The organism is Schaalia cardiffensis F0333 (assembly GCF_005886435.1).
Taxonomy (GTDB): Bacteria; Actinomycetota; Actinomycetes; order Actinomycetales; family Actinomycetaceae; genus Pauljensenia; species Pauljensenia cardiffensis.
Genome location: NZ_CP040505.1, coordinates 550800 through 575360 on the forward strand (window position 1 = coordinate 550800; position 24561 = coordinate 575360).

19 protein-coding genes and 1 pseudogene are annotated in these 24561 nt (G+C 62.5%); 12 read left to right on the forward strand and 8 right to left on the reverse strand.

The genetic code is table 11. The annotated features are described in order from the left end of the window. Window positions 1-44 precede the first annotated feature (44 nt). Both FFA61_RS02215 and purE read left to right on the forward strand, forming a co-directional pair. On the forward strand, window positions 45-1199 hold the full coding sequence (locus FFA61_RS02215) for a 5-(carboxyamino)imidazole ribonucleotide synthase (protein ID WP_005962062.1): 1155 nt from the start codon (window positions 45-47) through the stop codon (window positions 1197-1199). A gap of 105 nt (window positions 1200-1304) precedes the next feature. Then, window positions 1305-1874, forward strand: coding sequence for a 5-(carboxyamino)imidazole ribonucleotide mutase (gene purE / locus FFA61_RS02220; RefSeq protein WP_040313514.1), 570 nt, complete (start codon window positions 1305-1307; stop codon window positions 1872-1874). Window positions 1875-2132: 258 nt separating this feature from the next. Here the strand turns inward: purE and FFA61_RS02225 are convergent, their stop codons facing one another. The 4 genes from FFA61_RS02225 to FFA61_RS02240 form a co-directional block, all read right to left on the reverse strand. Then, on the reverse strand, window positions 2133-3398 hold the full coding sequence (locus tag FFA61_RS02225) for an LCP family protein (RefSeq protein WP_005962058.1): 1266 nt from the start codon (window positions 3396-3398) through the stop codon (window positions 2133-2135). Between the two features lie 425 nt (window positions 3399-3823). After that, window positions 3824-5131, reverse strand: coding sequence for an LCP family protein (locus FFA61_RS02230; protein WP_005962053.1), 1308 nt, complete (start codon window positions 5129-5131; stop codon window positions 3824-3826). A gap of 32 nt (window positions 5132-5163) precedes the next feature. After that, on the reverse strand, window positions 5164-5577 hold the full coding sequence (locus FFA61_RS02235) for a DUF2304 domain-containing protein (RefSeq protein ID WP_165544451.1): 414 nt from the start codon (window positions 5575-5577) through the stop codon (window positions 5164-5166). Window positions 5578-5579: 2 nt separating this feature from the next. Continuing rightward, the gene (locus tag FFA61_RS02240) at window positions 5580-6257 is read right to left on the reverse strand and encodes a glycosyltransferase family 2 protein (RefSeq protein ID WP_005962050.1); all 678 of its coding nucleotides are present in this window, start codon (window positions 6255-6257) and stop codon (window positions 5580-5582) included. 89 nt (window positions 6258-6346) lie between these two features. Here FFA61_RS02240 and FFA61_RS02245 point away from each other — a divergent pair, with 89 nt between their 5' ends. The 3 genes from FFA61_RS02245 to FFA61_RS02255 are packed head-to-tail and all read left to right on the forward strand — an operon-like array spanning window position 6347 to window position 9029. After that, window positions 6347-6940: an acyltransferase gene (locus tag FFA61_RS02245; RefSeq protein ID WP_005962049.1), complete on the forward strand. Its 594-nt coding sequence runs from the start codon at window positions 6347-6349 to the stop codon at window positions 6938-6940. Continuing rightward, window positions 6937-8043, forward strand: coding sequence for a DegT/DnrJ/EryC1/StrS family aminotransferase (locus tag FFA61_RS02250; RefSeq protein WP_005962048.1), 1107 nt, complete (start codon window positions 6937-6939; stop codon window positions 8041-8043). The genes FFA61_RS02245 and FFA61_RS02250 overlap by 4 nt, the downstream gene beginning before the upstream one ends. Then, entirely contained in the window at window positions 8040-9029 is a 990-nt protein-coding gene (locus tag FFA61_RS02255; RefSeq protein ID WP_005962047.1) for a Gfo/Idh/MocA family protein, read from the forward strand. The genes FFA61_RS02250 and FFA61_RS02255 overlap by 4 nt, the downstream gene beginning before the upstream one ends. Here FFA61_RS02255 and FFA61_RS02260 read toward each other — a convergent pair. Continuing rightward, complete coding sequence (locus tag FFA61_RS02260) at window positions 9019-10803, reverse strand: asparagine synthase-related protein (RefSeq protein WP_005962046.1); 1785 nt, start codon at window positions 10801-10803, stop codon at window positions 9019-9021. The two genes, FFA61_RS02255 and FFA61_RS02260, sit on opposite strands and share 11 nt — an antisense overlap. Before the next feature lie 400 nt (window positions 10804-11203). On the opposite strand from FFA61_RS02260, the gene FFA61_RS02265 reads away from it, so the two are divergent. The 3 genes from FFA61_RS02265 to FFA61_RS02275 are packed head-to-tail and all read left to right on the forward strand — an operon-like array spanning window position 11204 to window position 14684. After that, window positions 11204-12412: a lipopolysaccharide biosynthesis protein gene (locus FFA61_RS02265; RefSeq protein ID WP_242600863.1), complete on the forward strand. Its 1209-nt coding sequence runs from the start codon at window positions 11204-11206 to the stop codon at window positions 12410-12412. Next, window positions 12409-13587 carry a glycosyltransferase gene (locus tag FFA61_RS02270; RefSeq protein ID WP_005962042.1) on the forward strand — a complete coding sequence of 393 codons (1179 nt, stop codon included), beginning with the start codon at window positions 12409-12411 and terminating at the stop codon, window positions 13585-13587. The genes FFA61_RS02265 and FFA61_RS02270 overlap by 4 nt, the downstream gene beginning before the upstream one ends. A gap of 5 nt (window positions 13588-13592) precedes the next feature. Next, window positions 13593-14684 (forward strand): glycosyltransferase family protein, encoded by a 1092-nt coding sequence (locus tag FFA61_RS02275; protein ID WP_005962040.1) that lies wholly within the window; start codon window positions 13593-13595, stop codon window positions 14682-14684. Window positions 14685-14910: 226 nt separating this feature from the next. On the opposite strand, the gene FFA61_RS02280 is transcribed toward FFA61_RS02275, so the two are convergent. The 3 genes and pseudogenes from FFA61_RS02280 to FFA61_RS02290 form a co-directional block, all read right to left on the reverse strand. Further along, window positions 14911-16104: a glycosyltransferase gene (locus FFA61_RS02280; protein ID WP_005962038.1), complete on the reverse strand. Its 1194-nt coding sequence runs from the start codon at window positions 16102-16104 to the stop codon at window positions 14911-14913. Window positions 16105-16364: 260 nt separating this feature from the next. Beyond that, window positions 16365-17426, reverse strand: a pseudogene (gene wecB, locus FFA61_RS02285) (non-hydrolyzing UDP-N-acetylglucosamine 2-epimerase); the annotation flags it as partial. Further along, entirely contained in the window at window positions 17417-18583 is a 1167-nt protein-coding gene (locus FFA61_RS02290) for a glycosyltransferase (protein ID WP_040313512.1), read from the reverse strand. The pseudogene wecB and the gene FFA61_RS02290, both read right to left, overlap by 10 nt. Before the next feature lie 288 nt (window positions 18584-18871). On the opposite strand from FFA61_RS02290, the gene FFA61_RS02295 reads away from it, so the two are divergent. The 4 genes from FFA61_RS02295 (at window position 18872) to FFA61_RS02310 (ending at window position 24406) form a co-directional block, all read left to right on the forward strand. Then, window positions 18872-20137, forward strand: a complete 1266-nt coding sequence (locus FFA61_RS02295) for a glycosyltransferase family 4 protein (protein WP_005962032.1) — start codon at window positions 18872-18874, stop codon at window positions 20135-20137. A gap of 32 nt (window positions 20138-20169) precedes the next feature. Continuing rightward, window positions 20170-21462, forward strand: a complete 1293-nt coding sequence (locus FFA61_RS02300; protein ID WP_005962030.1) for a nucleotide sugar dehydrogenase — start codon at window positions 20170-20172, stop codon at window positions 21460-21462. 215 nt (window positions 21463-21677) lie between these two features. Further along, the gene (locus tag FFA61_RS02305; protein ID WP_005962028.1) at window positions 21678-23486 is read left to right on the forward strand and encodes an NTP transferase domain-containing protein; all 1809 of its coding nucleotides are present in this window, start codon (window positions 21678-21680) and stop codon (window positions 23484-23486) included. Beyond that, window positions 23483-24406 (forward strand): DMT family transporter, encoded by a 924-nt coding sequence (locus FFA61_RS02310; RefSeq protein ID WP_005962026.1) that lies wholly within the window; start codon window positions 23483-23485, stop codon window positions 24404-24406. The genes FFA61_RS02305 and FFA61_RS02310 overlap by 4 nt, the downstream gene beginning before the upstream one ends. Window positions 24407-24561 lie beyond the last annotated feature (155 nt).

Genomic DNA, 24561 nt, shown 5'->3' on the forward strand with positions numbered 1-24561 from the left:
CTCCTCGAGGCGAGGCGGGCCTAGCAGCGACTAGATTGAACTGCATGGAGCCCACTCGGAGCACACGCCCGGTCGTCGCCGTCATCGGAGGCGGGCAGCTCGCCCGCATGATGCAGGAGAGCGCGATCGCGCTCGGCATTGAGTTGCGTCCTCTCGTTGAAGCCCCCGACACTTCGACTGCTTTGGTCGTCGCCTCCTCAACAGTCGGCCTGCCCAAGAACGATGAGCTTGTTCGCACGCTCATCGAAGGAGCTGACGTTCTCACTTTCGAACATGAGCACATCCCCCAGACCCTCCTCGCACAACTCGAGGGCTCGCTCGCCATCGAACCGCCCGCCCACGCCCTCCTGTACGCCCAAGATAAGCTCGCGATGCGCGAACGCCTCACCCAGATGGGGGCTCCCTGTCCACGCTGGGCGAGGATCGACACCCTTGAACACTTGCAGGCTTTCGGGGATGAGTGTGGCTGGCCCCTCGTCGTGAAGACACCGACCGGGGGCTATGACGGGCGCGGAGTGCGAGTCATCCACGAGGCTGAGGAAGCGGCCGAATGGTTCGGAAGGGGAGAACTGCTCGCCGAAGAGCTCGTGCCCTTCGTATCCGAGGTCGCCGCACTGTGCGCCCGAAGGCCCTCCGGACAGATCAAGTCCTGGCCTGTCGCGACGAGCGAGCAGGTCGATGGAGTCTGCTCCGTCGTCACCGCTCCTGCTTTCGGCGTGCGTCCCGAAACTCTCGAAGCGGCTCGTGAACTCGGTGAGAGGATCGCTGAAGAACTCGGGGTGACAGGCGTGCTCGCGGTTGAGATGTTCGTTGTCGGCGAGGGCGCCGACGAGCACGTCCTCGTCAACGAGCTTGCAATGCGTCCGCACAATACCGGCCACTGGACTATCGATGGCGCGGTGACGAGCCAATTCGAGCAGCACCTTCGAGCTGTCTTGGACCTGCCTCTGGGGTCGACCGAGCTCCGTGTTCCCGGCTCGAGCTGCGTCATGGTGAATCTTTTGGGTTCGAGTTTCCCCTGTCCGGCTCGCGCCCTCGGACAAGCTTTGGAAGGTCATCCCGAAGCGAAGGTCCATATCTACTCCAAAGCCGTTCGTCCGGGCCGCAAACTCGGCCATGTGACGGTAGTGGACGCCGATCCGGCGCGTGCCCGGGCTGAGGCTGAAGCAGTTGTCACAGCCCTTCGCGGCCAGGTCTGAGAGCTGTGTGTGAGCAAGGCTCCAACCGTGCGGCGAATCCTTGTTGAGCTTGAGCCCTTCGACTCCCCCTTCCCCATTCACGAGGCTTCTAGAAAGGAGCATCCGATGAACGATTCGACCCCTGAGCTCGATATTCCTTTGAGCGCAACCGGCCCCCACCCCCTCGTCGGCGTCGTCATGGGCTCCGACTCGGATTGGCCGACCATGGAACCCGCCGTTGCCGCTCTCGCGGAGTTCGGCATCGCTTGCGAAGTCGGCGTCGTTTCGGCTCACCGAATGCCCGAGGACATGCTTGCCTATGGCCGTTCGGCCTCAGCTCGGGGTTTGCGGGTCATCATCGCTGGAGCGGGGGGCGCCGCACACCTGCCCGGTATGCTCGCTGCTCTCACTGAGCTTGCGGTCGTGGGCGTCCCCGTTCCACTCAAGCACCTTGATGGAGTGGATTCTCTCCACTCCATCGTGCAAATGCCCGCGGGAGTGCCCGTCGCGACTGTTTCTATTGCTGGTGCGCGTAACGCCGGTTTGCTCGCCGCTCGGATTCTCTCCGCTGGTGAGGGGCCCGAGGCCGAGGCCTTGCGCGCCAAGATGCGGGACTTCCAAAAAGGGCTGCGCGATCTCGCCTGGGACAAGGGGGCCGCGCTGGCTCAGAAAGTTCGCCCAAGCTCGCAGGGATGAGAAGAACACCGGGAAACGCCTACTCACTTGGGCTTTGGCTGTGAATGAGGACCCCGTGGAGCGTGCGGTGTCCAAGAGGCGGGAGTGAAGAAGATCCGGCGTGGGGTGCTGAGTTCGCGCGGCCCATGGGTGGTGAAGACCTGAGGGGCCGGGGGTATGACTTAGGGAACCGTGCCCCTCAAGACTCCAGAGAACCCCTGCATGGCTGATTTTGGCTCTGGCTGTTCGGCCGTTTCCTCGCACGCTCCGATGAGGTGTTTAACGACCGAAGGCGTTGAAATCTTCAGTGGTTAAAGTCCCATTGCGGAGCTTTTCAAAGAACTCGGGTGCGGTCTCATCTTCCAGGAGCACTGCCGACGATCCCACATCCGTGAGGAAATCGAGAGACTCGACTGGCGGGATCCCGCTCAAGCCCTGCGTGCCCGCATCCTTGAAAGCAAGGACAAGGCGTGCAATATCGAGGAGAGAGGTGTCCTCGTCAACTGTGAAGGAACCAGAACCTGCACGTTCAACTCGCAAAGTGCGTGCAGGATAAAGAAAAGTCGTCGGAGCGAGAGCCTTTTCAATCGTCTTTGAGACGACTTGGCGTTGACGCTTAGCACGACCGATATCCCCCTCGGGATCCTGGTAGCGCATACGTGAGAAGGCGAGCGCCGTCTTCCCATCAACATCGTGGCAGCCCGCGGTCCATTCGAGAGTAGAAGGATCGTTTCTCACATCGCCGTCATAGCAGACATTGATGCCGTCAACAGCGTCCACCGTATTCGAGACTCCGCCCATGCCGATCTGCACGTAATGATCGACGGTGAGTCCGCTGAGAGATTCAACGGTCTTCACGAGCAATTCAGGGCCGCCATAGGAGAAGGACGCATTGATCTTGTCCCAGCCGTAGCCAGGGATCTCAACATAGGTGTCTCGTGGGATGGAAACAGCTGACTTTTGACCGTTGGGCGCAATATTGACCAGCATGATCGAGTCTGAGCGTTCCGAGCCTTCGAAGTCGTCTTGTACGGCGCCATCATCACGAGAGTCCGAGCCTGCGAGGAGGTATGTGGTCCCCGGCGTGTCCGCAGCTGCGGAAAGAGCGGAGGTGCGGCCTAAGTTCTGGTTCGCATCCCATGCCAAGAAGCCCACCCAGCCGCTCAGGATGAGCACGAGAAAAAGGAACACCTTGAAAAGCCTGCCGCGAAGACGCCGGGCTCGCTTGAGTCGTGGCCGAGGCGCCGAATGTGGCGCTTGAGAGGGGCCGCGACGCGGCGTGAGTGCCGTGGGCCGAGGCTGTTGGTGGTCATTCGGAAAGGCTTCCCCCTGAGCGAGGGCTTGGGGAAAAGCCCCTTGACGCAGACTCTTGCGTTTGGGGGCGAAAGCAGGTGGAAGATCACGCTGAGGCTGATCGGCAGTCGTGGGCAGGAGAGGACGATCAGCTTGGGGCTCGGGGGATGCGGAGTCGACGCGCCACGCGCGCGCCTGGGCATCATCTGCGGCGATGCCATAGACCTGTGGGCGTGAACGAAAGACCGGCATCTGTCCGTCCTGATTCGACTGCTCTTGGGTTCTGCGAGCCCCTTTTGCGCTCGGGCGCTTCGGGCGCGGGGAACCCTCGGCACCGGCTTGGGCGGTGGGAAAGGCCTGAGAGGCCGCTGAGGGGGGCTGAGAGCCTGCAGACCTGGCCTGAGGGGCCATGGGAGCCTGAGGGGCCATGGGACGAGAAGGCCGGGCGGAAGCGGAAGAAGACTGGGAAGGTGCCGTGGGCTGTGAAGAGCCTGAGCGCCGCAGAGAAGACGCCGAAGGGCGCGGCCCACGAGACTCGCGTTCAACCCACGCCTGTTCGCCAGGCGTTAAAGGTCGAGAGGAAGCTGAGGATTCACCCCGTTCAGGTGCGTTATGGGCAGCCTGCGACAAGGGGCGGGAACGCCGCTCCTTGGGGCTGAACGAGGGCGGATGTTCGCTCATTGACTCGGTGGGCAGGTCTTCGGGGGAGCGGGTGCGGGCTCAGGACTCGAAGCTTCAGCGGCTGAAGAATCTGCCGGAGGCTGGGAAGGGTCGGTCTGTGAATCACCCGAGGAATCCCCTGTTTGAGAGGGATCGGATTCTGGCTCAGACTCGCCGGGGAAGGGAACGACCTGCTGGGTGCCGGTCCCATCGGTGTAGGTCATACCTGCAGGAAGGGGCGCGTCGGACTTCAAAACCTCCCATAGGAGAGAAGCATCCGGTTCGACTGCGACTACCCGGTTCGGATCATGCGGCGCGTTCGCCCACGGCAGGGTGACGAAACGGATATTGGCTTTGTCCAAGTTGAGGAGAGAAAGGAGAAGCCCCGCATCAGAATTGATATCCGCAAGATTCGGGGAAACCGTCAAAGAAGCGATCGTCGCCTGCAGGAAGGACAGGAGAGCGGGAAGATCAGTGACGAAGTTCTTCGACAGGACTTCACGCAGCATCGCGGAGACGAGCTCCTGCTGGCGGCCGATCCTCGAAATATCGGAACCATCGCCGATCTCTTTGCGGGCGCGGGCGAAGGCGAGCGCCGTCATGGAGTCGAAACGCTGACAACCGGCGTGCACATCAAGGCCCGCGAGCTCGTCGTACATATCCTCGGGAACGTCGAACCAGACACCCCCGAGTGCGTCGATCATTCCCTTGAATCCCGTGAAGTCCACGATCACGAAAGCATCAATGTGGACGCCGGTGAGCTCCTCAACGGTGGCCTTCGTGCAGGCGATACCACCCGCGAGATCATTCGTGACCGCCCCGGTGGAGAAAGCAGAATTGAACATTCCCGTGTATTCGTAGGTCTGCGCGCCGCTGGACAGAGTGCACGAGGGAATGTCAGTGATGAGGTCGCGGGGAATCGACACAACGGTGACGGACTGACGATCAGCGGAGATATGCGCGATCATCGTCGTATCCGACTGGATCGTGGAAAGTTCTTCAGCGTCGCCGTAGCCCGAATCATCCTGGTTGTATCGCGAGTCCACGCCCGAAACGAGCAGATTGATCGGCTGTCCTTCGAACTGGTCGATTGGAGTGATCTTCTCCGCGGACTGCTCAGAATCCGCAGACAAATGCGAAATGTCGAGCACGGACTTCTTCACCTGGTTCGCGAGGGCGTTGTAGACGAAAACGCTTGTTGTCACTACGAAGAGTGAGCTTGCGAGGAAAACAGCGAGGAGGGCGCGAAGCACACCGAAACGGTACGGCGAGGTTGCCGCATGCTGAATCGGGAGCCGACGGCTCAGAGTTTCGTGTTTGCTCATCAATCCTTGATCGTAGCGTTATATTCGCCGCTTCACCCCATGCACTCCCGGTGCTCTTCGTCATTGTGCGACCCCTCTACGCCTGTGTGAGGCGCAGAATCCGGCTCGTTCTCATCCGCGTTCGCGAGGGCGACGGCGCGAGCGAGGGCCGTGATCCGACGCTCCTGAGCGGCCTCCTTTCGATAAGAACTCACGAGCTGAGCGAAGAAAGCGACGACGAGTGCGTAGACGAGAAGGTTCACTCCTCTTTCCACTCCGAGGCGGTGGGCGACGTGGTTGAGAGTTCCGGGGAACAGGATCGCGAAAACCGCGAACAAGAGGAGAACCAGGATCGAGAGGCGACGCACAGCCAAATGCGACTGGGAACGGACCGGCCTCATGATGACAAGCGCAATGAGGACGAAGCCCACAAGGAGAAGGAGCCTGATCAACCAGTACGAGGGCACGCTCACTCCATCACCAGATCGACGAGAATATTCACAGAATTGAGCAGGGACTGGCCCTTCGCCCTCGAATACTCGGAGTACTCGATGCTCACAGGGTATTCCGCCCAGGCCAGGCCGGTCACGGCGAGCTTCTCAACGATTTCGCTCGCATGCGCCATACGGTTGTGCACGAGGGAAAAAGAGGATAAGGCGTCGCGCCGGATCACTCGCAGACCGTTATGCGCATCCGTCACAGCAAGGCCCGTCTTGCGTCGGGCAGCGCCAGCGGCGCTCTTCAACACCAGTCGACGCATGGGGGACAACCCCTGGGGGCTCTCGGAGAGAAAACGAGAACCGAAAACGAAACCCAGGTCGTTCTTGCGTGCGAGGGCGCACATCCCTTCGGCATCTTCGGCCCGGTGTTGACCATCAGCGTCGAAAGTGACGGCGAAACGGGCTTCAGTCTTCTTCAACACCCAGGTGAATCCCGTTTGCAAAGCCGCTCCCTGTCCGAGGTTCACAGGGTGGGGGATCACCAGGGCTCCTGCCCGTCTGGCGGCGCACACAGTGTCATCGCTTGAGGCGTCGTCGACGCACACGATATTCGGAAAGAACTTTCGCACGGAGGCAATAACGCGAGCGATCATCGGCCCCTCGTTATATGCCGGGATCACCACCCACACGTCCGTGTTCCTCTCCATATGGGGAATTGTCCCACTTGGGCGGCTCTCGCGGGAAGCCGGGTGCGTGAAGGGCGACTACAGTATTCGAAAAGAAGAGGAGGGCAGCGATGATCGAAGCGAGCGCCGATATCGACGAGGGCGTGAGAGTACCGGACTCAACGAAGATCTGGCATCTCGCCCAGGTCCGATCCGGCGCCCGCATTGGCGAAGACTGCATCATCGGCCGGGGCGCATACATCGGAGCAGGAGTCGAAATGGGGGACGCCTGCAAAGTCCAGAACTATGCGCTCCTCTACGAGCCCGCCCGCCTCGGCAAGGGAGTGTTCATCGGCCCGGCCGCAGTGCTGACGAATGATCGCCACCCGCGTGCGATTAACGAGGACGGAAGCCCGAAAACTGCCGAGGACTGGGAGCCGGTCGGCGTTTCAATCGGCGATGGCGCCTCGATCGGCGCCCGTTCGGTGTGCGTCGCCCCCGTGAGCATAGGCCGTTGGGCACTCGTCGCAGCGGGCTCGGTCGTGACGAAAGACGTTCCAAACTACGCGCTCGTCGCGGGCGTGCCCGCTAAGAGGATCGGCTGGGTCGGGGAAGCGGGCCTCCCCCTCATCCCCACGGCAGACCCCTCGCTCTTCGAATGCCCGACAACGGGGACGCGCTACAGGCTCACAGCGCCCGACGCCTTGGAGAAGGACACCCGATGACCCTCGAGAGGATCCCCGCCGCCCAACCCCTCATCGGCGAGGAGGAGATCGAAGCGGTCGGCGCGGTCATGCGCTCCGGCATGCTCGCCCAAGGACCGCAGGTCGCCGCCTTCGAAGAGGAATTCACCGCCGTCCTCGTCCCCGGGACTTCAGCCGTCGCCGTGAACTCGGGAACCTCCGCCCTGCACCTGGGGCTGCTCGCCGCCGGAATCGGCCCCGGCGATGAGGTCATTGTCCCTTCCTTCACCTTCGCCGCGACCGCGAACTCGGTCGCCCTGAGCGGCGCGACCCCCGTCTTCGCCGACATCGACGAAGACTCCTTCTGCCTCGACCCGGCCTGCGTCGAAGCGGCCATCACTCAGCGAACGACGGCGATCATGCCGGTCCACCTCTACGGACACCCGGCCGCGATGGAGGACATCGGACGGATCGCGAAGAGGCACGGCCTCATGGTCTTCGAGGACGCCGCCCAGGCTCATGGAGCCTCCCTCAATGGGAAGCACGTCGGCTCCTTCGGCACCTTCGGCGCATTCAGCCTCTACCCGACGAAGAACATGACCTCGGGGGAAGGCGGAATGGTGACGACCACGGATAGGGAACTGGCACGACGGGTGAGGCTCTTGCGCAACCAGGGGATGGAACACCGCTACGCGAACGAACTCATCGGCTTCAACAACCGGATGACGGACATTCACGCGGCGATCGGCCGAGTCCAACTGAAGAAGATCGAGGCCTGGACCCAGGCTCGCCGAAAGAACGCCGCATTCTTCGACGAGAACCTTCACGGCGTCATCACCCCGCCGCTCGCCCGCGGCGCCCGCCACGTCTACCACCAGTACACGATCCGCATCCCCGACCTTGACCGCGAGCGCTTCATGCGCGCCCTGCGCGAGGAATGGGGCATCGACTCGGGAGTGTATTACCCGATCCCGAACCACCACCTGCCCTCCCTCGAAGGCTTCGCCCCCGGCCTCGATCTTCCCGTGACGCACAAGGCGGCGCGTGAAGTCGTGTCCTTGCCCGTGCACCCCGCCTTGTCGAAAGCCGATCTCGAACGGATTGTTCACGCCGTGAACACGCTCGCGAAAGCAGGGTCACAATGACGATCCGCCTGGGAATCCTCGGCCTGGGCTCGATGGGCCGTCATCACGTCCGCAACGCCCGCGCCACCGAGGGCGTCGAACTCGTTGCGCTCGCGGACTTGGCGGGCGATCGGTTCGGTGTCGCCCCTCCTCTTGAGGTCCTCCCCGGTGTTGAGGATCTGATCGCAGCCGGGATCGACGCGGCGATCGTGGCAGTGCCAACGGCTTTCCATGAGGAAGCGGCTCTCCTCCTCGCTGAAGCGGGAGTGCATACTCTCGTCGAAAAACCCCTGTCCGTGTCCGTCGAATCGGGGCGCAGGATCGCCGAGGCTTTTGAGAGAGCCGACCTTGTCGGCGCCGTCGGATATGTGGAGCGCTGCAATCCGGCTCTGGTGGAAATGCGCCGCAGGATCGCGCAGGGCCAGCTCGGCGAGGTCTATCAGATCGTCACACGCCGCCAATCCCCCTTCCCGGCGCGCATCAGTGATGTCGGCGTCGTCAAGGACTTGGCGACCCATGACGTGGACTTGGCCTCCTGGGTTGTGGGCGCCCCCTACGAGATGATGTTCGCACAGGTCGGCTACCGTTCGGGGCGAGTGCATGAGGACCTGCTCCTCGCCTCGGGGCGTTTTGCGAACGGAGTCCTCGTCAACCATCAGGTGAACTGGCTGACCCCCTACAAGGACCGCACGACGATCGTCATTGGCGAGCACGGCGCCCTCGTCGCCGATACGGCAATGGGGGACCTGAGCTTTTACGAGAACGGGTCTTCCCCACTTCAATGGGAGCAGATCGCGGCCTTTCGGGGCGTCTCCGAAGGGACCGTCACCCGCTACGCGCTCGACAAGCGCGAACCCCTCGCAGTCGAGCACGAGCATTTCAGGGATGCGATCCTCGGGCGGGGCGGTGAGCACGTGTCGATGGCCGAAGGCGTGCGAACCCTTGAAGTCCTCGAGGGCATCCTCGAATCCGCGAGGACGGGGCAAGTAATCCGCTTCAGCGAGTGAGACCGGGCGCCCCCGGTGGGGGCGGGAGGATCTGAGCGTCGTTTCCCCAGCGGTTGTCGAGGAAGAGCGTTGACCACAGGCCCGTCGATGAGGCGCCGCACAGGTGGCTCCTGAACTGCTGGCTCTTCGACAGCGGAGCGCTAAAGGCTTCGAAGGCCATCGGATGATCGAGCATGGTGCGGATCGAACGAGATCTCGACAAGAGGCGCTCCGTCCTCGTTGCGCGCATCGTGGCGAGGAGCGCGCCTTTGAGCCTTGGCGGAAGCGAGTGGTCGTTCGAGGACACGTGCAGGGGCGGGGTGGGCGCTTTCGCGTATCCTTGCACCGCTGCAGCGACGAATCGCGCATACCAGGCGCGGTCCTTCGTGAAGTTCAGCCCGCCTTTGAGCCAGGTCTGCCACATGTCGAGGTCGAGCATTGGCGCCGCCCAGCTCCGCTCGTAGAACTCGTAGGCGCGCATCGAGTGGTTGATGTACTTCGCCTGGCGTTCTCGAAGATTGAACCACTCGACCCAGCTCAGAGCAGAAGCGGGCGAGCCGTCGAATCGGACCTGCTGAGCGGCCCTCAAGATCTCGCGGGAGATGAGGGGTTCTTCGTTGATGCTCCGATCTCTTCCTTGGGCACCGGCGTGGCGTGAGGCGATGAGGCGCGCGAGTTCGCCCGCCGGTGGAGCAGAGAGCACGAAGTCCTCGTCGTGCCCATTGCCGACGATCGTGTGACCGGGAAGGAGGATCGCGTCCTCGTCGATCCAGCCGCTGCGGCACAGTTCGTGCAGGGCGTAGGAGTCTTGAACGTGGGGGAGGGACACTCCGCACCAATTGGCTCGGCGGAAGGCCTCTGCCTCGGGGCCCGACCAGAAGGCGCTGATCTTCTCGGGCGTGTAGTCGACGCTGACCCAGGGCAGGGCGAAGGCCTGGGCGACGCCGTGAGAAATCCCGACTTCTGGTGCTGCGGGCTTGCCGTAGGTGAAGGTCCGGATATTGGAGGCTCCCAAACGGGTGAGCCAGGCGAGGAGGAGACGCGAGTCGAGGCCCCCCGAGAGCGGTACGGCGAGAGTCCTCGAGCCTGCTGCATCGAGCAGACGTGTAAAGCTTTGGTCGAGGGCTTTTTCGAAAAGGGCGTGGAACTCCGCCTCCTCATCAATGAGGACTGAGGGGCGCCGGTAGTCGGCGAAGGACGAGGTCGAGGTGCTTCCATCGGGATTTAAAAGGACGAGGGAGCCCGCCTCCACGGAGGAGACGCCCTCGAGCAGGGTTCGTCTACCGAGGGTATAGCCGAAGGAGGCGAAGATCTTGGCCTGGCGTTCGTCGCGCCGCAGTCCAGGCAGGTGGGCGAGCAGGGAGTTCACATCGTCGGTGATGATCCAGCGTTGACCGTCGAAGGCGTAGAGGAGGCCGAGGGAGCGCATTCGGTCTGTTGCGAGGAGAATCGATTCTCCCAGGGAAGAGATGAGGCTCCAGTGGCCGTATGCCTCGGCAAGGGCTTGGCTGAGGGCTTGCACGGAGGGGGTGGTCGGGGCCCTGGAGGGGGAGGCATTCGAGTCCTTGTGCGCGGGGTTGGTGCTCGAAAGGGGAACGGCGTTCGAGGTGGGAGCGACGCTCGAGACCGGAACGGCTCTTGAAGCGCGAACATCTCGGCGAGCAAGAGAAAGCGGAGAGTCCAGGGCGCGCAGCAGGGCTTTCGCATAAGCGGGAAGCGGGGCCCACACGCGCGTCGAATGATCGGAGGAGTCGAGCCAAGTGGATGAGGAGAGGAGGAGACGAGGGACGGCCACGTGTTCTCCTTTCTTCGCTCAGCCGCTGCCCGAGCGAGAACGTGGACTTTCAAGGGATTCTAACGCTGAGATCGAATGCGCAAACCCATGCGAGCAAGAGGACGATTCCCCAGAGTTTTCGCTCGTGCACATCTCTCGACGTAGATCCACGCATGCGAAAGGGGCGATGCGATCGATGCAGCTGCCGTACAGCCTGCATGCCGCAGACCCACGTGTGCGAAGGCTCAATGCTCGAAGGATCTGATTGAATAGGCCCATGCGGGACCCCCAAGCCGAAGACGCACCCTGGACCGGGGTCGAGTTCGGGGCAGCGAAGGGAAAACCGCAAGCCACACGGCCCAGCTCGAAGATCTCCTCCCTCCTTTCACGAAGCCCAGTGCTTCGCGCAATCCTTACACTGATGTCGGGAACCTTGAGCGCCCAAGTCATCGCCTTCGTGCTCCAGATCTTCATTGCACGCATCTACTCAGATGTCGACAAGGGTCTCCTCGGCGTCTACGGGTCGATCACCGCCCTCGTCATCACAATCGCCGCAGCTCGCTACGACCTTGCGGTCATGCTGCCCAAGGATGAGGCGAGCGCGAGGAGCCTGCACAGGCTCGCCTCCCGATCAATCCTCCTCACGTCGATCATCACCTCCCTCGTCCTCATCGTCATCGCCCGGCCCCTCAAAGACGCCTATCACCACTCAGGAGAACTCGCCCTCTGGTTCTCGGCTGCGGGGATCACGGTGGCCCTCGTCGCGCAAGCCTCGAACCTGCGCTACTGGCTCACCCGAAAAGGCCGATTTAGTGATATCGCAGTGAACAGCGTCATCAACTCCCTCGCCATCGCCGCCTCCCAGCTCTTCTTCGGCCTCGTCTTCCACGGAGGATTCAGCGCGCTCATCCTGGGAACGATGCTCGGACAACTCGTGTCCCTTCTCTTCCTCGTCTCCAAAACGAAAGACGCACGCCAAGGCACATCCGAAGACCCTCCGCTCCGCCAGGTCGCGAGGCGCTACCATCGCATGCCCCTGCTCAACGGGCCGAACGCCCTCGTCGATTCACTGCGCAACGCGGGAATCAACCTCGCGATCGGAGCGGTCGCGATCGCGGCCCTCGGCCAATTCCAACTCGCCTGGAACATCATACAAGTGCCCGTGGGCTTGATCGCGGGGGCCGTCGGACAAGTGTTCCTCAAGAAGCTTGCCGATACTGCGCCGGGACGGATGCGCCCTCTCGTGGCCGACACCTACCGCAGGGCCGCTCTCGCCGCCCTCATCCCCTTCGTGCTCCTCTACATTCTGGCGCCATGGCTCTTCCCCTTCGTGTTCGGGGCGCAATGGGATCAGGCCGGGGACTTCGCGAGGGCCCTGACGCCCTGGCTTTTCATGACGGTCCTCACCTCCCCGGTCTCCAACCTCTTCGTCGTCACCGAGAAACAGCGCCGCATGCTCGTCTTCGGGGTCCTCTACTGCATAGTGCCCCTCGCATGGCTCAGCCTCTCACCCCTCGACCTGCTCGCCACGACCACGATCCTGGGACTGCTCATGGCCGCAATGCTCGCAGGACTCGTCATCATGAGCCTGATCACCGCCTCCCAATACGATGCGGAGGCGCGTCAATGAGGATCCTCTTCGTCGCCTCCTGGTATCCGCGCCCCGGCGCGAAACACTCGGGCACCTTCTTCGAAGAACAAGCCCTCATGCTCGCGCGCGCGGGACACGAAGTCGAGGTTCTCGCCCTCGAAACCTCACCCCTGGGCAGGCGCTGGCAGCGTGACAGCCCGCGCGTGAGCGTTGAGCACGGAATCCGGGTCGTCCGTTTGCACCTGCCCTCCATGCCACGAGCGCTTGGCGCCCTCGAAAAGCAGATTCATCGCAGTCTGATTAGGAGGGCGGCCGCTCTTTTCGAGGAAAGCGGGAAAGCGCAGATCGTTCACGCGCACACGGTCTTCCCTGGTGGTGTTGCGGGAGAGATCTTGGCCGCACGCTGGGGGGTGCCCCTCGTCATCACCGAGCACCGCCCCTCAACCCTCGAGTCCCGAGCCTTCAGATCACGCTCAGGAGCCATCGGGCAGGCCCTCGAGCAAGCCTGCCTGCTCACCACAGTCTCACAGGGCTTCGCCCAGGCTCTCTTCGCCCACTATCCGGGTACGCGCTGGCTCCCCATCGAATTGCCCGTTCCCGATGCCTTCTTCAACGCCGAACGTTCCGTGGGCAAAGAAGCAGGTCCGCTGCGCTTCACCCACGTCTCGCACATCGACGACAACAAGCGCGTCATCGAAACCTGCAGGGCATTCCTCGATGCTTTCAAGGATTCAGGCACGGCCCTCCTCAAGATCGCAGGAGGAAGCCCCGAAGCGATCGAGAGGGTGCGTGCGGCCCTCCCCAATCCCTGCTCCTCGATCGAGTTCCTCGGACGTCTCGAACGCGCAGATGTCGTGTCCCTGCTCGCCGATTCGGATGTTTTTGTGCTGGTGAGCGCCCTCGAAGCGGGCGGGACCGTGTTCTCCGAAGCGCAGGCCGCAGGAGCTCGCCTGATCGCCTCTGCCACCTGGGCGGGATGCTTCGCCCTTGAAGAGGGCAATGGGGAGCTCGTCGGCGTCGACGATGCGCCCGCCCTCGTTGAGGCGATGAGGAGGATCTGCGATCCTTCGCAGTACGCGAATGCGGAGCAGATCCGCGAGCGCGCCCGCGAACGCTATTCGGAGCAGAGCTTCGTATCGCGATGGAGCGAATTGTATGGCGCCCTAGTGGAGTCTCAGGGGCTCGAGGACTCGAAGGAGGAGAGCAGCTCGTGAATCCCATGATGATCTTCCACTCGCCGATGGGGGTGCGCTCAGGCGGATCATCAGGATCTGCGATCCGCCCCTTCATGATGCGCACAGCTTTCGCACAGCTCGGCTATGAGGTGATCGAGGTGAGCGGAACGTGGCGCGAACGCGCCCAAAGCGTGCCCCTCGCGAAGCAGGCGGTAGAAGAGGGCAGAGTCGAGTTTTGCTATTCGGAGCTTGCAACGAGCCCGATCGCCATGACGGAGAAGATCAGCGAGCGCGTCGACCCTGCCCTCGATTTTGATCTTTTCGCATTCTGTCGCGCTCGCGGGGTCCCCGTCGGTGCTTTTTACCGTGATGTGTACTGGCGATTCCCCAGCTTCCTCACTCTTCGGCAATTCCCGTATCGCCTCCTCATGAGACACCACTACAAGCGTGACCTGCGAAGACTCGAAGACAGCCTTGACCTCATGTTCTTGCCCTCCCTTCGGATGGGCGAGTATATTCCGCGGATTTCGCCTGAGAAGTTTCGTGAACTCCCACCCGGCGCCCCCCTTGCAGCGAAGGGGACAGGCACGGGCGTTGAATTGTTCTACGTCGGGGCTCTCGGCGACTTCTACGATCTGCGTGAATGCGTCGCCGCAGTCGCGAAGACACCGGGCGCGTCAATGACCCTGTGCGTGCCTGAAGAGCAGTGGGCCCTTCTCGCCGAGGCCTACCGCCCTTACCTGTCTCATCGTGTTCGCGTCGTTCACGGCCGGGGGGCCGAGCTCGAGCCCCACTTTGAGCGGGCCACCATTGGCGTTCTCGCGATGAAACCGATCGAATACCGCTCCTTCGCCGCGCCCGTGAAGTTCTTTGAGTACATCGGGCGCGCCCTGCCCGTCCTCGCCTCGGCGGGCACTCACGTCGCAGATCTCGTCGCCCGTGAGGGGATCGGCTGGACTCCTGAGTATTCGCGCGACTCCATTGCGAAGACTCTTCGAGAGCTTGTCGCCACTCCCTCACTCGTCGAGGAGGCGGCTTCGCGGGTGGAGGCCCTGCGCGGGGAGCACACCTGGCAGGCCCGTGTCCGTCAGGCGGCGGCGATGCTTGCCGAGGTCGATCAGCGAGGCCGAGCTTAAGCGCTCTTCTACGGGCGTTTGAGCCGTGCTCTACGGGGGGGAGACCCAACGAGCTGTGGTCTACTGAGCCTTGGCCTGCTTGCTCTAGTGGGGGAGGAGTTTGAGGCGGGGTCTACTGAGCCCGCGCCCTCGTGTTTCTCTTAACCTGAGCCCTTGTGACTCTCCCGGGCCACCTTGTCCGCTTTCCCCTGGTCGCGTCGTTCTGATCCTCCAAGCCCGAGTTGTCTCACTTTGAGCCGATGAGTTCGCAGTAATGCGCGCCGAGCTCAGCGGTAGCGCGTTTCAGGCTGCGCTCTGCTTCAACCCAGGAGCGGGCTTCTCGCCCTCTGGAGGCCCGCTCTGATTCACTCATCGACAGCAGGGAGTTAATCGAGGACACGAGGGAGTCGACCTCGTATTCGCGGGCCTTGAGATCGGCGCAGGCGGGGGAGACCATTTCTAGAGCGCCGCCTGTTTCGTTGACGATGACGGGGGTGGCGCAGGCTTGAGCCTCCAAGGAAACGAGGCCGGCCGCTTCGGCCCTCCCATTCCTCGTCCGAGTCGGCAAGACGAGGGCTGCGGCTCGGCGCATCCGTTCACGCACTCCGCGACGGTCCAGGGGGCCGAGCACCGTGATCGAAGGATCGTGGGCCGAAGCCCGGCGAAGCTCCTCACGCAAGGGCCCATCGCCCACGAGGACGAGACGGTGGGGGCGTGACACGCGCGCGTGCGCGCGGAGAAGATCGGGAAGCCCTTTCAACTCTGAGAAGGCTCCGACGAAAAGGATCTCCGGGATCTGCCCGTCCTCGAGCTCCTCTCGCCCGGGCTGGGGGTCTTCGAGCTGTCCGGCGTGTTCTGGGGAGGTGGGCACGCAGGTCGTATCTGTGTGCGGCCTCCACCACTGGGTGTCAACGCCCTGATAGTGAACATGGAGTCTGTCTGCGGGAAAACCCGAACGGAGGGCGACATCAGCGAGGTGGCGTGAAACGGCGAGGAGACGATCGGAGTGCCGCGCGGCCTCCTGATTCATGGCAATCCACGCTCTTCCTGCGCGTTCTGCAAGGCCGGAAGGGGCAGATAGCAGGGAAGGCGCGTAGGCATCCGCGCCATGCAGGGTCGTCACCATTGGGACTGTGAGACGCTTCGAGGCCCGGTGGGCTGGGATCGACCAGGTCGCCTGCTGCTGGTGGATGAGCTGCGGCTCTTGGGCGAGGAGGAGGCGCTCCATCCGAGGTACAGCCCACCACTTCAGGGCCTCCTTCATTCGGAAGGGGAGGCGACCCGGAACGGCTTCGATGATCGGGAAGGGGAGTGGGGGATCTGAGAGCTTCGCCGCTAAGCACAGGAGCGACCAATCGATCTGCGGCATCGCGAGGGCATGCTGAACTGTGAAATAGCTCGGCGGGATCTGCACGGTCCCCTTCACAAGCTGCACCCTCATGAGCTCGGGCCTTGCTTCCCGGTGCCGCGAGCCTCCCCGCGAGTTTTCCCGTTGCCCCTGCTGGCCGCGCCTTGCCCACTGGGGGCATTGCGGCCGCCAGGCGTGTTCACCGTGTGATTCTCGTCCTGCGTAGAATCTGCGCTCCGTTCACAATTGGCACCCCGTCCAGAATCTGCGCCCTGCCCAGAATCTGCGCTCCGCCCAGAATCCGCATCCTGCCCGCACACACCTCCAGGGGCGCTGTGAAGTCCCCTTCCAAAATGGCGGATCAGGCTCGAAGCGACGCCCCTCGCCGCATTCCCATCACCGTAGGGCGCGGCCTTTGTGTCAGCGGGTCGGGGGCGCTGAGCCGCAGCGATGAGCTCCGCGCCCGGCTCAACGAGCACATTCCAACCAAGCTCCACAGTCTCAACCCACTCGGTTTCCGAGCGGACGGTCGTCGCAGGGACGCGCAGCAAAAACGCCTCCTTTTGCAATCCACCCGAGTCCGTGATGATCCCCCGGGCTCGCATCGCACTCGCCACGAGCTGCGGGTAAGGCAGTGGATCATGTGAGATAAGAGAACCTCGATCGATCCTGAAACCAAAGCTTTCACATTTCGCGCGCAAACGCGGATGAGCGAGAAGAACGACCGGATGATCAATGGCCCCCAAGGAATCGAGCAGTCGCTCGAGGCGCTCGGGATCATCCGTGTTATCCGCTCGGTGAATCGTCGCGAGAGAATACTCGCCCGCCTTCAGACTCAAAGACTCCATCAGCTCGAAGACCGGTCTTGAGGACACCTCATCGCGCACGCGCATCAGCACATCCGTCATGACATCGCCGACGACCTCAGTTCGATCCTCCAAGCCCTCGCGCTCGAGGTTCTTGGCCGCAAGACTCGTCGGCGCAAGAAGAAGGTCCGCCGCATGATCCGTGAGGACGCGGTTGATCTCCTCGGGCATCCGACGATTGAAAGAACGCAGTCCCGCTTCCAGATGCGCAAGAGGAATATGGAGCTTCACCGCGCACAACGCCGCCGCGAGAGTTGAATTCGTATCCCCATAAACGAGGACGCAGTCCGCTTCCAATCCGCCCAGGACATCATCGAGGGCGGCGAGCATCCGGCCGGTCTGGACACCGTGCGATCCGGAGCCGACTCCAAGATGCACATCGGGCGGGGAGATCCCCAAATCGGAGAAGAACACATCGGAGAGCAAAGGATCGTAGTGCTGGCCGGTGTGGACGATCCGATGATCGATTCGAGCCTCCCGGAAAGCACGGTCGATCGGCGCGAGCTTGACGAACTGGGGCCTGGCCCCGACGACGGACACTATGCGCATGACCAGCCCCGTGTGCCCAGTTTATTCTCCGATTTCGCTTCGAGCGCCCGGTCGTAGGCGGCTTCGAGCCCCTTCACCTGATCCTCCCACGCCGGAATCGAAGGAGGAGAGGCTTTGAAGGCCTCCACATCCTTGTGGCTGATCCTCGCGATGGCGTCGGCGAGCTCGGCCTCGACGTCCTCGAGCACCCAGGTCGAAGCCCTCTCTCCTAAGAGTCTTCGAGCCTCCACAAGATCAGAACACAGGGGCGGGACCTGGGCGGCAAGAGACTCCATGAGCTTGTTCGGACTCGACAGAGCCATCGACAAGCACAGGTCCTCAATGAGGCACAGGCTCACATCGGCTCCGCGCACATAGGACACGACCTCCTCGGGGGCGACGGGCGCCATCCAGTGAATATTCGAGTGGGCTTGGGTGGCGGCCTCGACCTCGGTGCGGAGTACCCCATCTCCGAGGAACACGATCTCAGCGTTCTTGGCTTTCGTGAAGACTTCGAGGAGAAGCGGAATGGAACGCCCGGGCGCCAGGTAGCCGACGTGGATGTAGAGGAGGCGATCCTCGGGGACGTGCAGGCGCTCCCTCAGATCAACGGTGCCGCCCGCGTCGAGGGGAGAATTCGTCACCGTGATCGGCGAGATTCCCGGGTAGGTCTGCCGATACCAGGCTCCGATCGGCTCATTCACGACCGACACGAGGTCAGCCTTGTAGATCCAGTGTTTTTCGATCAGCCTTTGGATCTTCTGGCGCAGGCCCTTCGAGGCGATCGTTTCTGTTTCAAGCTCGTGGGCGTTGTAAGCGAAGACTGCGCCGGTTCTGCGGGCGAGGGCGTGCACCATGGGCAGGAGGAAGAGGTTCTGAGCGGCGACGGCCTTCACATTTTTGCGCCGGTAATACCAGTAGACGCGCATCTGCCAGAAGAGGAGAAGACGGAGTGCGCCGAAGCGCTCGCGGATTGAGGCCCCCCGGATTCGCTTGAGTTCAATCCCGGGGGCGAGGCTTTCGCGGGCGGGCAGCTGCGTTGAGTCAACTCCGAGGATCTCGGTGCGTTCGAATCGCTCCTGAGTGTGCAGGCTGCGCGCGATCTTTGTGATCCGGCCGGGCTGGGCCAGAGGGGAGGGGTAGATGAGGAGGTTCAGTGCAGGTCCCTTCGCACTCATCCTCTTCTCCTTCACTCAGGCATCGGCGCTGCCGGGAGTTCGGTTCTCCTTCACGTAGGCATTGGGGCTGCCACGAGTCCGGCCCTCAGCGGCGAGTGACAGCCGTCGTCCTTCGGCCAGCTCTGATGCTATCAATCTCAGGGCCTTCGGGCCTGGGACAGCCCCGGACCTTCGACGCTTAGAGGTACATATCAATCCCGGGGCGGCGGGCCTGGGAGACTAGGCTGGTCATCGGCCTTGGAGTTGAGCCCTTCTCAGCCCCGGCACGATCACGGAGGAGGAGAAGTCATGCCCGCTCAGCGCGAGAGCCGAGAGCATGAGAGCCGAGCGCGCCTCCGCCCCTGCGTTGAAACGCGCAGCCATGTCCTTATTGCGACCCGGATCCACATGCCCGAGGCGGCCGCTGCTTCCTTTCGCATCCAGGCAGTTGAACGCGCCCTCGTCGCACGACACGTCCCGGTCGAGGCCCTGACCTCCGCGCCTGCGAAAGACGAGAAGGTGAAGGAAGAAAGGGGGGTTCGGGTCTCCCGCTGGCCGGTCCTTCGAGACAAGAGCGGATACCTGCGCGGATACTTGCCCTACCTTTCCTTCGACATTCCCCTTTTCTTCCGTCTCCTGTTCCACAGGCGCCCGCGGGTCGTCCTCGTTGAACCGCCGCCCACGACCGGGCTCGTCGCCAGGGCCGCCCTGTCTTTCAGGTCGATCCCCTACATCTGGTACGCACCCGACATCTGGTCGGATGCGGCGGAAGCGACCGGCGCCCCCCGCATTGTCAAAAAGGTCGTGCGCTGGATGGAGTCCTTCACCCTGTCCGGGGCGCGCAGCGTCATCGCGATCAACGAGGAAATCGCCGAACGTGTCAGGGCTCTCGGCGCAAAGGACGTGCGCCTCGTGCCCAATGGCATCGACACCGCCACCTTCACTCAAAAGGGCCCCACCCCCACTGCAGATGAGCGCGCAAGGGCCGGGGTGGGGGGCACGTATTTCCTTTACGCCGGGACGGCCTCGGAATGGCAGGGCGCAGAAGTTTTCCTCGAAGCCCTGCGCAGCGTGCGGCGCACCCATCCTCAAGCGCAGATCGTCTTCCTCGGTCAGGGCTCGGCCTGGCCGATGCTCAAAGAAATGGCGAGCAGGATCCACAAGGGCCCCGATGGGCGCACGCCAGTCGTCTTCATCCCCACCCTTCCTCCAGCCCAGGCCGCATCCTGGCACAGGGGGGCTCTCGCGTCCCTCGTGTCCATCAAAACGGGGATCGGCTATGACTTCGCCTACCCGACGAAAGTCCTCGCCGCACTGTCTTGCGGATGCCCGGTCCTTTACGCGGGCGCAGGACCTGCGCGAGACGACATTACGGCGAATGATTGCGGAAGCGCCCTCGCATACGATCCGAAGGAAATCGCGCAGGCGATGCTCCTCGCCCTCGAGGATACGAGGAGCAGCAGGTGGAACGAAGAGGAGAAAAACCGATTGCACCGCTGGGTCGAGGAGAAACGATCCATTCGCGTCACAGGGGAGAAGGCCGCCATGATCCTGCTCGAATCCTTTGCGGACTAGACTTCCCGCGTAGCCAACCTGAGGAGTTCGCCTTGCGCATCGCCGTTGTCGCACTTGGAAAGATCGGTCTTCCTCTCGCCGTCCAGTTCGCGAGCAAAGGGCACGAGGTCATCGGCGTCGATGTGTCGAAGCGTAGAGTCGAGCTGGTGAACGAGGCGAAGGAGCCCTTCCCCGGTGAGGCCCGCCTCCAAGAACTCCTCAGCGAAGCAGTCACCTCAGGAAGGCTTCGCGCCACAACCGACTACGGAGAGGCGATCCCCGACGCGGAGGCTGTGATCCTCGTGGTGCCGCTCGTCGTCGACGAGGATTCCACACCGGACTTCAGGTGGATGGATGCGGCGACGAGCTCGCTCGCCGAGCACCTCAGTGCGAACACGATCGTTTCCTATGAGACGACCCTGCCCGTGGGCACGACCCGTGAACGCTGGAAGCCGATGATCGAGGAGATCTCGGGTTTGAAGGAGGGAAGGGATTTCCACCTCGTGTTCTCACCGGAGAGAGTCCTCAGCGGTCGTGTTTTCGCCGACTTGCGTCGCTACCCGAAGCTCGTCGGAGGGCTGAATGAATCCGGGACCGCGGCGGGCATCGCCTTGTACGAACAGCTCCTCGACTTCGATGAGCGCGCCGACCTTCCCCGAGGAAACGGCGTGTGGGACATGGGCAGCGCCGAAGCGGCGGAACTGGCGAAGCTCGCTGAAACGACCTACCGCGATGTCAATATCGCTTTGGTGAACCAGTTCGCGATCTTCGCGGATCGGGCGGGCATTGATATTTACACGGTGATCGAGGCCTGCAATTCGCAGCCCTACAGTCATTTGCACCGCCCAGGGATCGCCGTTGGTGGACACTGCATTCCCGTCTACCCGCGCTTGTACCTTTCGAGCGATCCGGATGCGGATGTTGTGTCCACGGCGCGAGCCGCGAATGCTGCGATGCCTGAGTATGTCGTTTCCAAGCTCGCAGAACTTCTCGGAGATCTGCGGGGCTTGAGAATCGCAGTCCTCGGGGCCGCCTATCGCGGGGGAGTGAAGGAGACGGCATTCTCCGGGGTTTTTGCGACGGTGGATGCCCTCCGACACAGGGGTGCCCTCGTCCTCGTCAATGATCCGCTGTACACGGATGAGGAGCTCAAGAACTTCGGCTGGGTGCCCTATCACTTCGGCGACGAGGTCGATGCTGCGATCATTCAGGCCGATCACGAGGAGTATGCGGGTCTTGAGCCCGCCGATCTGCCGGGTGTGAGGATCCTCTTCGATGGGCGTGCGATCAGCGATCCCGTGGCATGGAAGGGCGTCCCGCGTCTCCTCGTCGGCAAGGGGTGTTGAAGCGTCGCAAGCGGAGGATCTGCTAACGGGGAAGGGGCCCGCTGGGTGTGGTGCTTCTATGAGGGTCGGCCTAGCGTCCGTCATATGCGAGCTGAGCGCTTCTCCTAGCCTTGAGGGGCTCGAGGTGAGGGATGACACGCAAGCAGCATGTTCACCGTAATTCTGAATGATGTATGTTTGAACGCGTAAGATCGTGAATCAAACATGAACGGCAGATGATGAGCGCTTCCCTCACTCAGACCCAATTCGACGTGCTGCGCGCCCTAATGAACGCAGATGCGCCCCTGACACAGCGTGAACTCAAAGACATCACCGGTTCCTCCCTCGGTCGGGTCAATACGGCCGTCCGCGAATGCGAGGCCCTCGGCTACATCGCCGATCGCACCATCACCCAGGCCGGGCTCGACGCCCTCGCCCCCTACAAGGTCGACAACGCCGTCATTCTCGCCGCAGGCATGTCCTCCCGTTTCGCCCCCATCTCCTATGAACGTCCCAAAGGCACGCTCAGAGTACGCGGCGAAATCCTCATCGAACGTCAGATCCGCCAGCTCCAGGAAGTCGGCATCACCGACATCACCGTCGTCGTCGGCTACAAGAAGGAATACTTCTTCAATCTCGTTGAAAAGTTCGGCGTCACAATCGTCGTGAATCCCGAATACATGACCCGCAACAACAACGGTTCACTCTGGCTCGTCCTCGACCGGCTCGCGAACACCTACATCTGCTCCTCAGACGACTACTTCACCACCAACCCCTTCGAATCCCACGTCTACAAGGCCTACTACTCGGCCGAATACGTCGAAGGACCGACCAATGAATGGTGCATCACCACCGGGGGCGGCGGGAGAATCACAGGAGCGAAGGTCGGCGGAGCCGACGCCTGGACCATGCTTGGACACGTCTACTTCGACCGAACCTTCTCCTCCCGCTTCCGCGAGATCCTCCGGGCCGTCTACCAGCTGCCTGAGACGAGCGGGAAACTCTGGGAGTCGATCTACCTCGACCACGTCAAAGAACTCGACATGGTGATCCGCAAGTACCCGGCAGGAGTGATCTACGAGTTCGACTCCGTCGACGAACTGCGCTCCTTCGACCCGAAATTCATGGAGAACGTCGACTCCGAAGTCTTCGACACCATCTCGAAGGTCCTGAACTGCCCGAAGGATGACATCACCGACTTCTACCCCCTCAAGCAGGGAATCACCAACCTGTCGTGCCACTTCCGCGTCGGTGAAGAGGAATACGTGTACCGCCATCCGGGGGTCGGCACGAGCAAGATCGTTGATCGCCTCGCCGAAACCGAAGCCCTCGAACTCGCACGCGAGATTGGCGTTGATAAGACCTTCCTCGCTTCCGACCCCAAGGAGGGCTGGAAGATCTCCCGTTTCATCCCACAGTGCCGCAACCTTGACGTCACCAAGGACGAAGAACTCGAAACCGCGATGCGGATGAACCGAGAACTGCACGAATCGGGTCGCGTCCTCGCCCGCAGCTTCGACTTCGTAGAAGAGGGGCTGCGCTACGAGTCTCTCCTCAAAGAATTCGGACCGATCGAAGTGCCCGGCTACGAAGAACTGCGCAACAAAGTCCTGCGCCTCAAAGCCTTCGCAGACGCCGACGGCTTCGAACTGGGCCCTTCCCACAACGATTTCTTCCCCCTGAATTTCCTCGTCAGCGCCGAGGGGCGAATCGACCTCATCGACTGGGAATACGCGGGAATGTCAGACATCGCCGCCGACTTCGGGACGATGGTCGTCTGCACCGATGAAATGGACGAAGAACGCGCCGACACGGCACTCAAGTTCTACTTCGGCCGCACCCCCACCGAACTAGAGAAACGCCACTTCTGGTCCTACGTCGTCTTCGCCGGCTGGTGCTGGTACGTCTGGGCCCTCCTCAAGGAGGCCGAGGGCGACAACATCGGGGAAGTCCTCTATGTCTACTACCGTCACGCAGCCGACTACGTGTCTAACCTGCTCGCCCAATACGAGGGCGCGGCCAAGAAAGAAGGAGTGAACGCATGAGATGGGGAGTCTTCTCCGGAGCCCTCTGGGGCCTCGACACGGTTGTTCTCGGACTGGCGCTCTCCCTGCTGCCCTTCCTCGACGCCCCCGAAGCGTCACTCGCCTCCGCGCTCTTGCATGACGCGATCTGCGCGATCATCCTCTTCGCCTACATGGCCCTAAGAGGACGGCTGAAGAACACCCTCGCAGCGATCAAGACCCGCTCCGGCAAAGCGATCGCCTTGGGAGCCCTGCTCGGTGGCCCCTTCGGCATGACCGGCTACCTCATCGCGATCAACAACATCGGCCCGGGTTTCACAGCGATCATCTCAACCTTCTACCCGGCGGTCGGTACCTTCCTCGCCTACATCTTCCTCAAAGAGCGGATGCGCCCGCGCCAGATCCTCGCCCTCCTCGTCGCCCTCGGGGCGATCATCCTCATTGGATACTCCTCAACCGGGGTGACGAGCGAAGGCAATCCGATCATCGGGATCATCGCGGCCCTCGCCTGCGTCTTCGGTTGGGGCTCCGAAGCAGTCATCCTCGCCTGGGGCATGAAGGATGACGAGGTCGATGAGGACTCGGCCCTGCAGATCAGAGAAACCACCTCCGCCCTCGTCTACCTTGCCGTCGTCGGCCCGATCGCAGGAGTCATCGGCTTCACCTTCACAGCCACTCCGACCCCGGCTACGGGGATCATCGCCCTCGCCGCGCTCGCGGGCACCTGCTCCTACCTCTTCTACTACAAGGCGATCAACACGGTCGGCGCTTCGCGGGGCATGGCGCTCAACATCTCCTACTCCGCCTGGGCGGTCATCTTCGCCTTCCTCATCATGGGCACGGCGCCGACTCTGCTTCAGGTGATCTGCTGCCTCGTCATCCTCGTCGGCACGGTCCTCGCGGCCACGCCCAACTGGAAAGAGCTGCGCAGCGGCTGGTGAGAGACGAAAGCCTCGCTCAAGAGCTCTTGGTGCGCCGTGGTTCTGCTCTGCAGTTTTACGATGACGGCTCTGACATCTCGAAGGCATCCTCCTCGTTTCCATCACCACCAGCGCTAGTCCTTGGAACCTGGCCCCAGCTGCCTTCCCCTCACCCT

Excerpts from the sequence above, each read along its gene's own strand:
- FFA61_RS02215 (WP_005962062.1), top strand. The coding sequence starts at position 45 with ATGGAGCCCACTCGGAGCACACGCCCGGTCGTCGCCGTCATCGGAGGC.
- purE (WP_040313514.1), top strand. The coding sequence starts at position 1,305 with ATGAACGATTCGACCCCTGAGCTCGATATTCCTTTGAGCGCAACCGGC.
- FFA61_RS02225 (WP_005962058.1), bottom strand. The coding sequence starts at position 3,398 with ATGCCGGTCTTTCGTTCACGCCCACAGGTCTATGGCATCGCCGCAGAT.
- FFA61_RS02230 (WP_005962053.1), bottom strand. The coding sequence starts at position 5,131 with ATGAGCAAACACGAAACTCTGAGCCGTCGGCTCCCGATTCAGCATGCG.
- FFA61_RS02240 (WP_005962050.1), bottom strand. The coding sequence starts at position 6,257 with ATGGAGAGGAACACGGACGTGTGGGTGGTGATCCCGGCATATAACGAG.
- FFA61_RS02245 (WP_005962049.1), top strand. The coding sequence starts at position 6,347 with ATGATCGAAGCGAGCGCCGATATCGACGAGGGCGTGAGAGTACCGGAC.
- FFA61_RS02250 (WP_005962048.1), top strand. The coding sequence starts at position 6,937 with ATGACCCTCGAGAGGATCCCCGCCGCCCAACCCCTCATCGGCGAGGAG.
- FFA61_RS02255 (WP_005962047.1), top strand. The coding sequence starts at position 8,040 with ATGACGATCCGCCTGGGAATCCTCGGCCTGGGCTCGATGGGCCGTCAT.
- FFA61_RS02265 (WP_242600863.1), top strand. The coding sequence starts at position 11,204 with ATGTCGGGAACCTTGAGCGCCCAAGTCATCGCCTTCGTGCTCCAGATC.
- FFA61_RS02270 (WP_005962042.1), top strand. The coding sequence starts at position 12,409 with ATGAGGATCCTCTTCGTCGCCTCCTGGTATCCGCGCCCCGGCGCGAAA.
- FFA61_RS02275 (WP_005962040.1), top strand. The coding sequence starts at position 13,593 with ATGATGATCTTCCACTCGCCGATGGGGGTGCGCTCAGGCGGATCATCA.
- FFA61_RS02280 (WP_005962038.1), bottom strand. The coding sequence starts at position 16,104 with ATGAGGGTGCAGCTTGTGAAGGGGACCGTGCAGATCCCGCCGAGCTAT.
- FFA61_RS02290 (WP_040313512.1), bottom strand. The coding sequence starts at position 18,583 with ATGAGTGCGAAGGGACCTGCACTGAACCTCCTCATCTACCCCTCCCCT.
- FFA61_RS02295 (WP_005962032.1), top strand. The coding sequence starts at position 18,872 with ATGCCCGCTCAGCGCGAGAGCCGAGAGCATGAGAGCCGAGCGCGCCTC.
- FFA61_RS02305 (WP_005962028.1), top strand. The coding sequence starts at position 21,678 with ATGATGAGCGCTTCCCTCACTCAGACCCAATTCGACGTGCTGCGCGCC.
- FFA61_RS02310 (WP_005962026.1), top strand. The coding sequence starts at position 23,483 with ATGAGATGGGGAGTCTTCTCCGGAGCCCTCTGGGGCCTCGACACGGTT.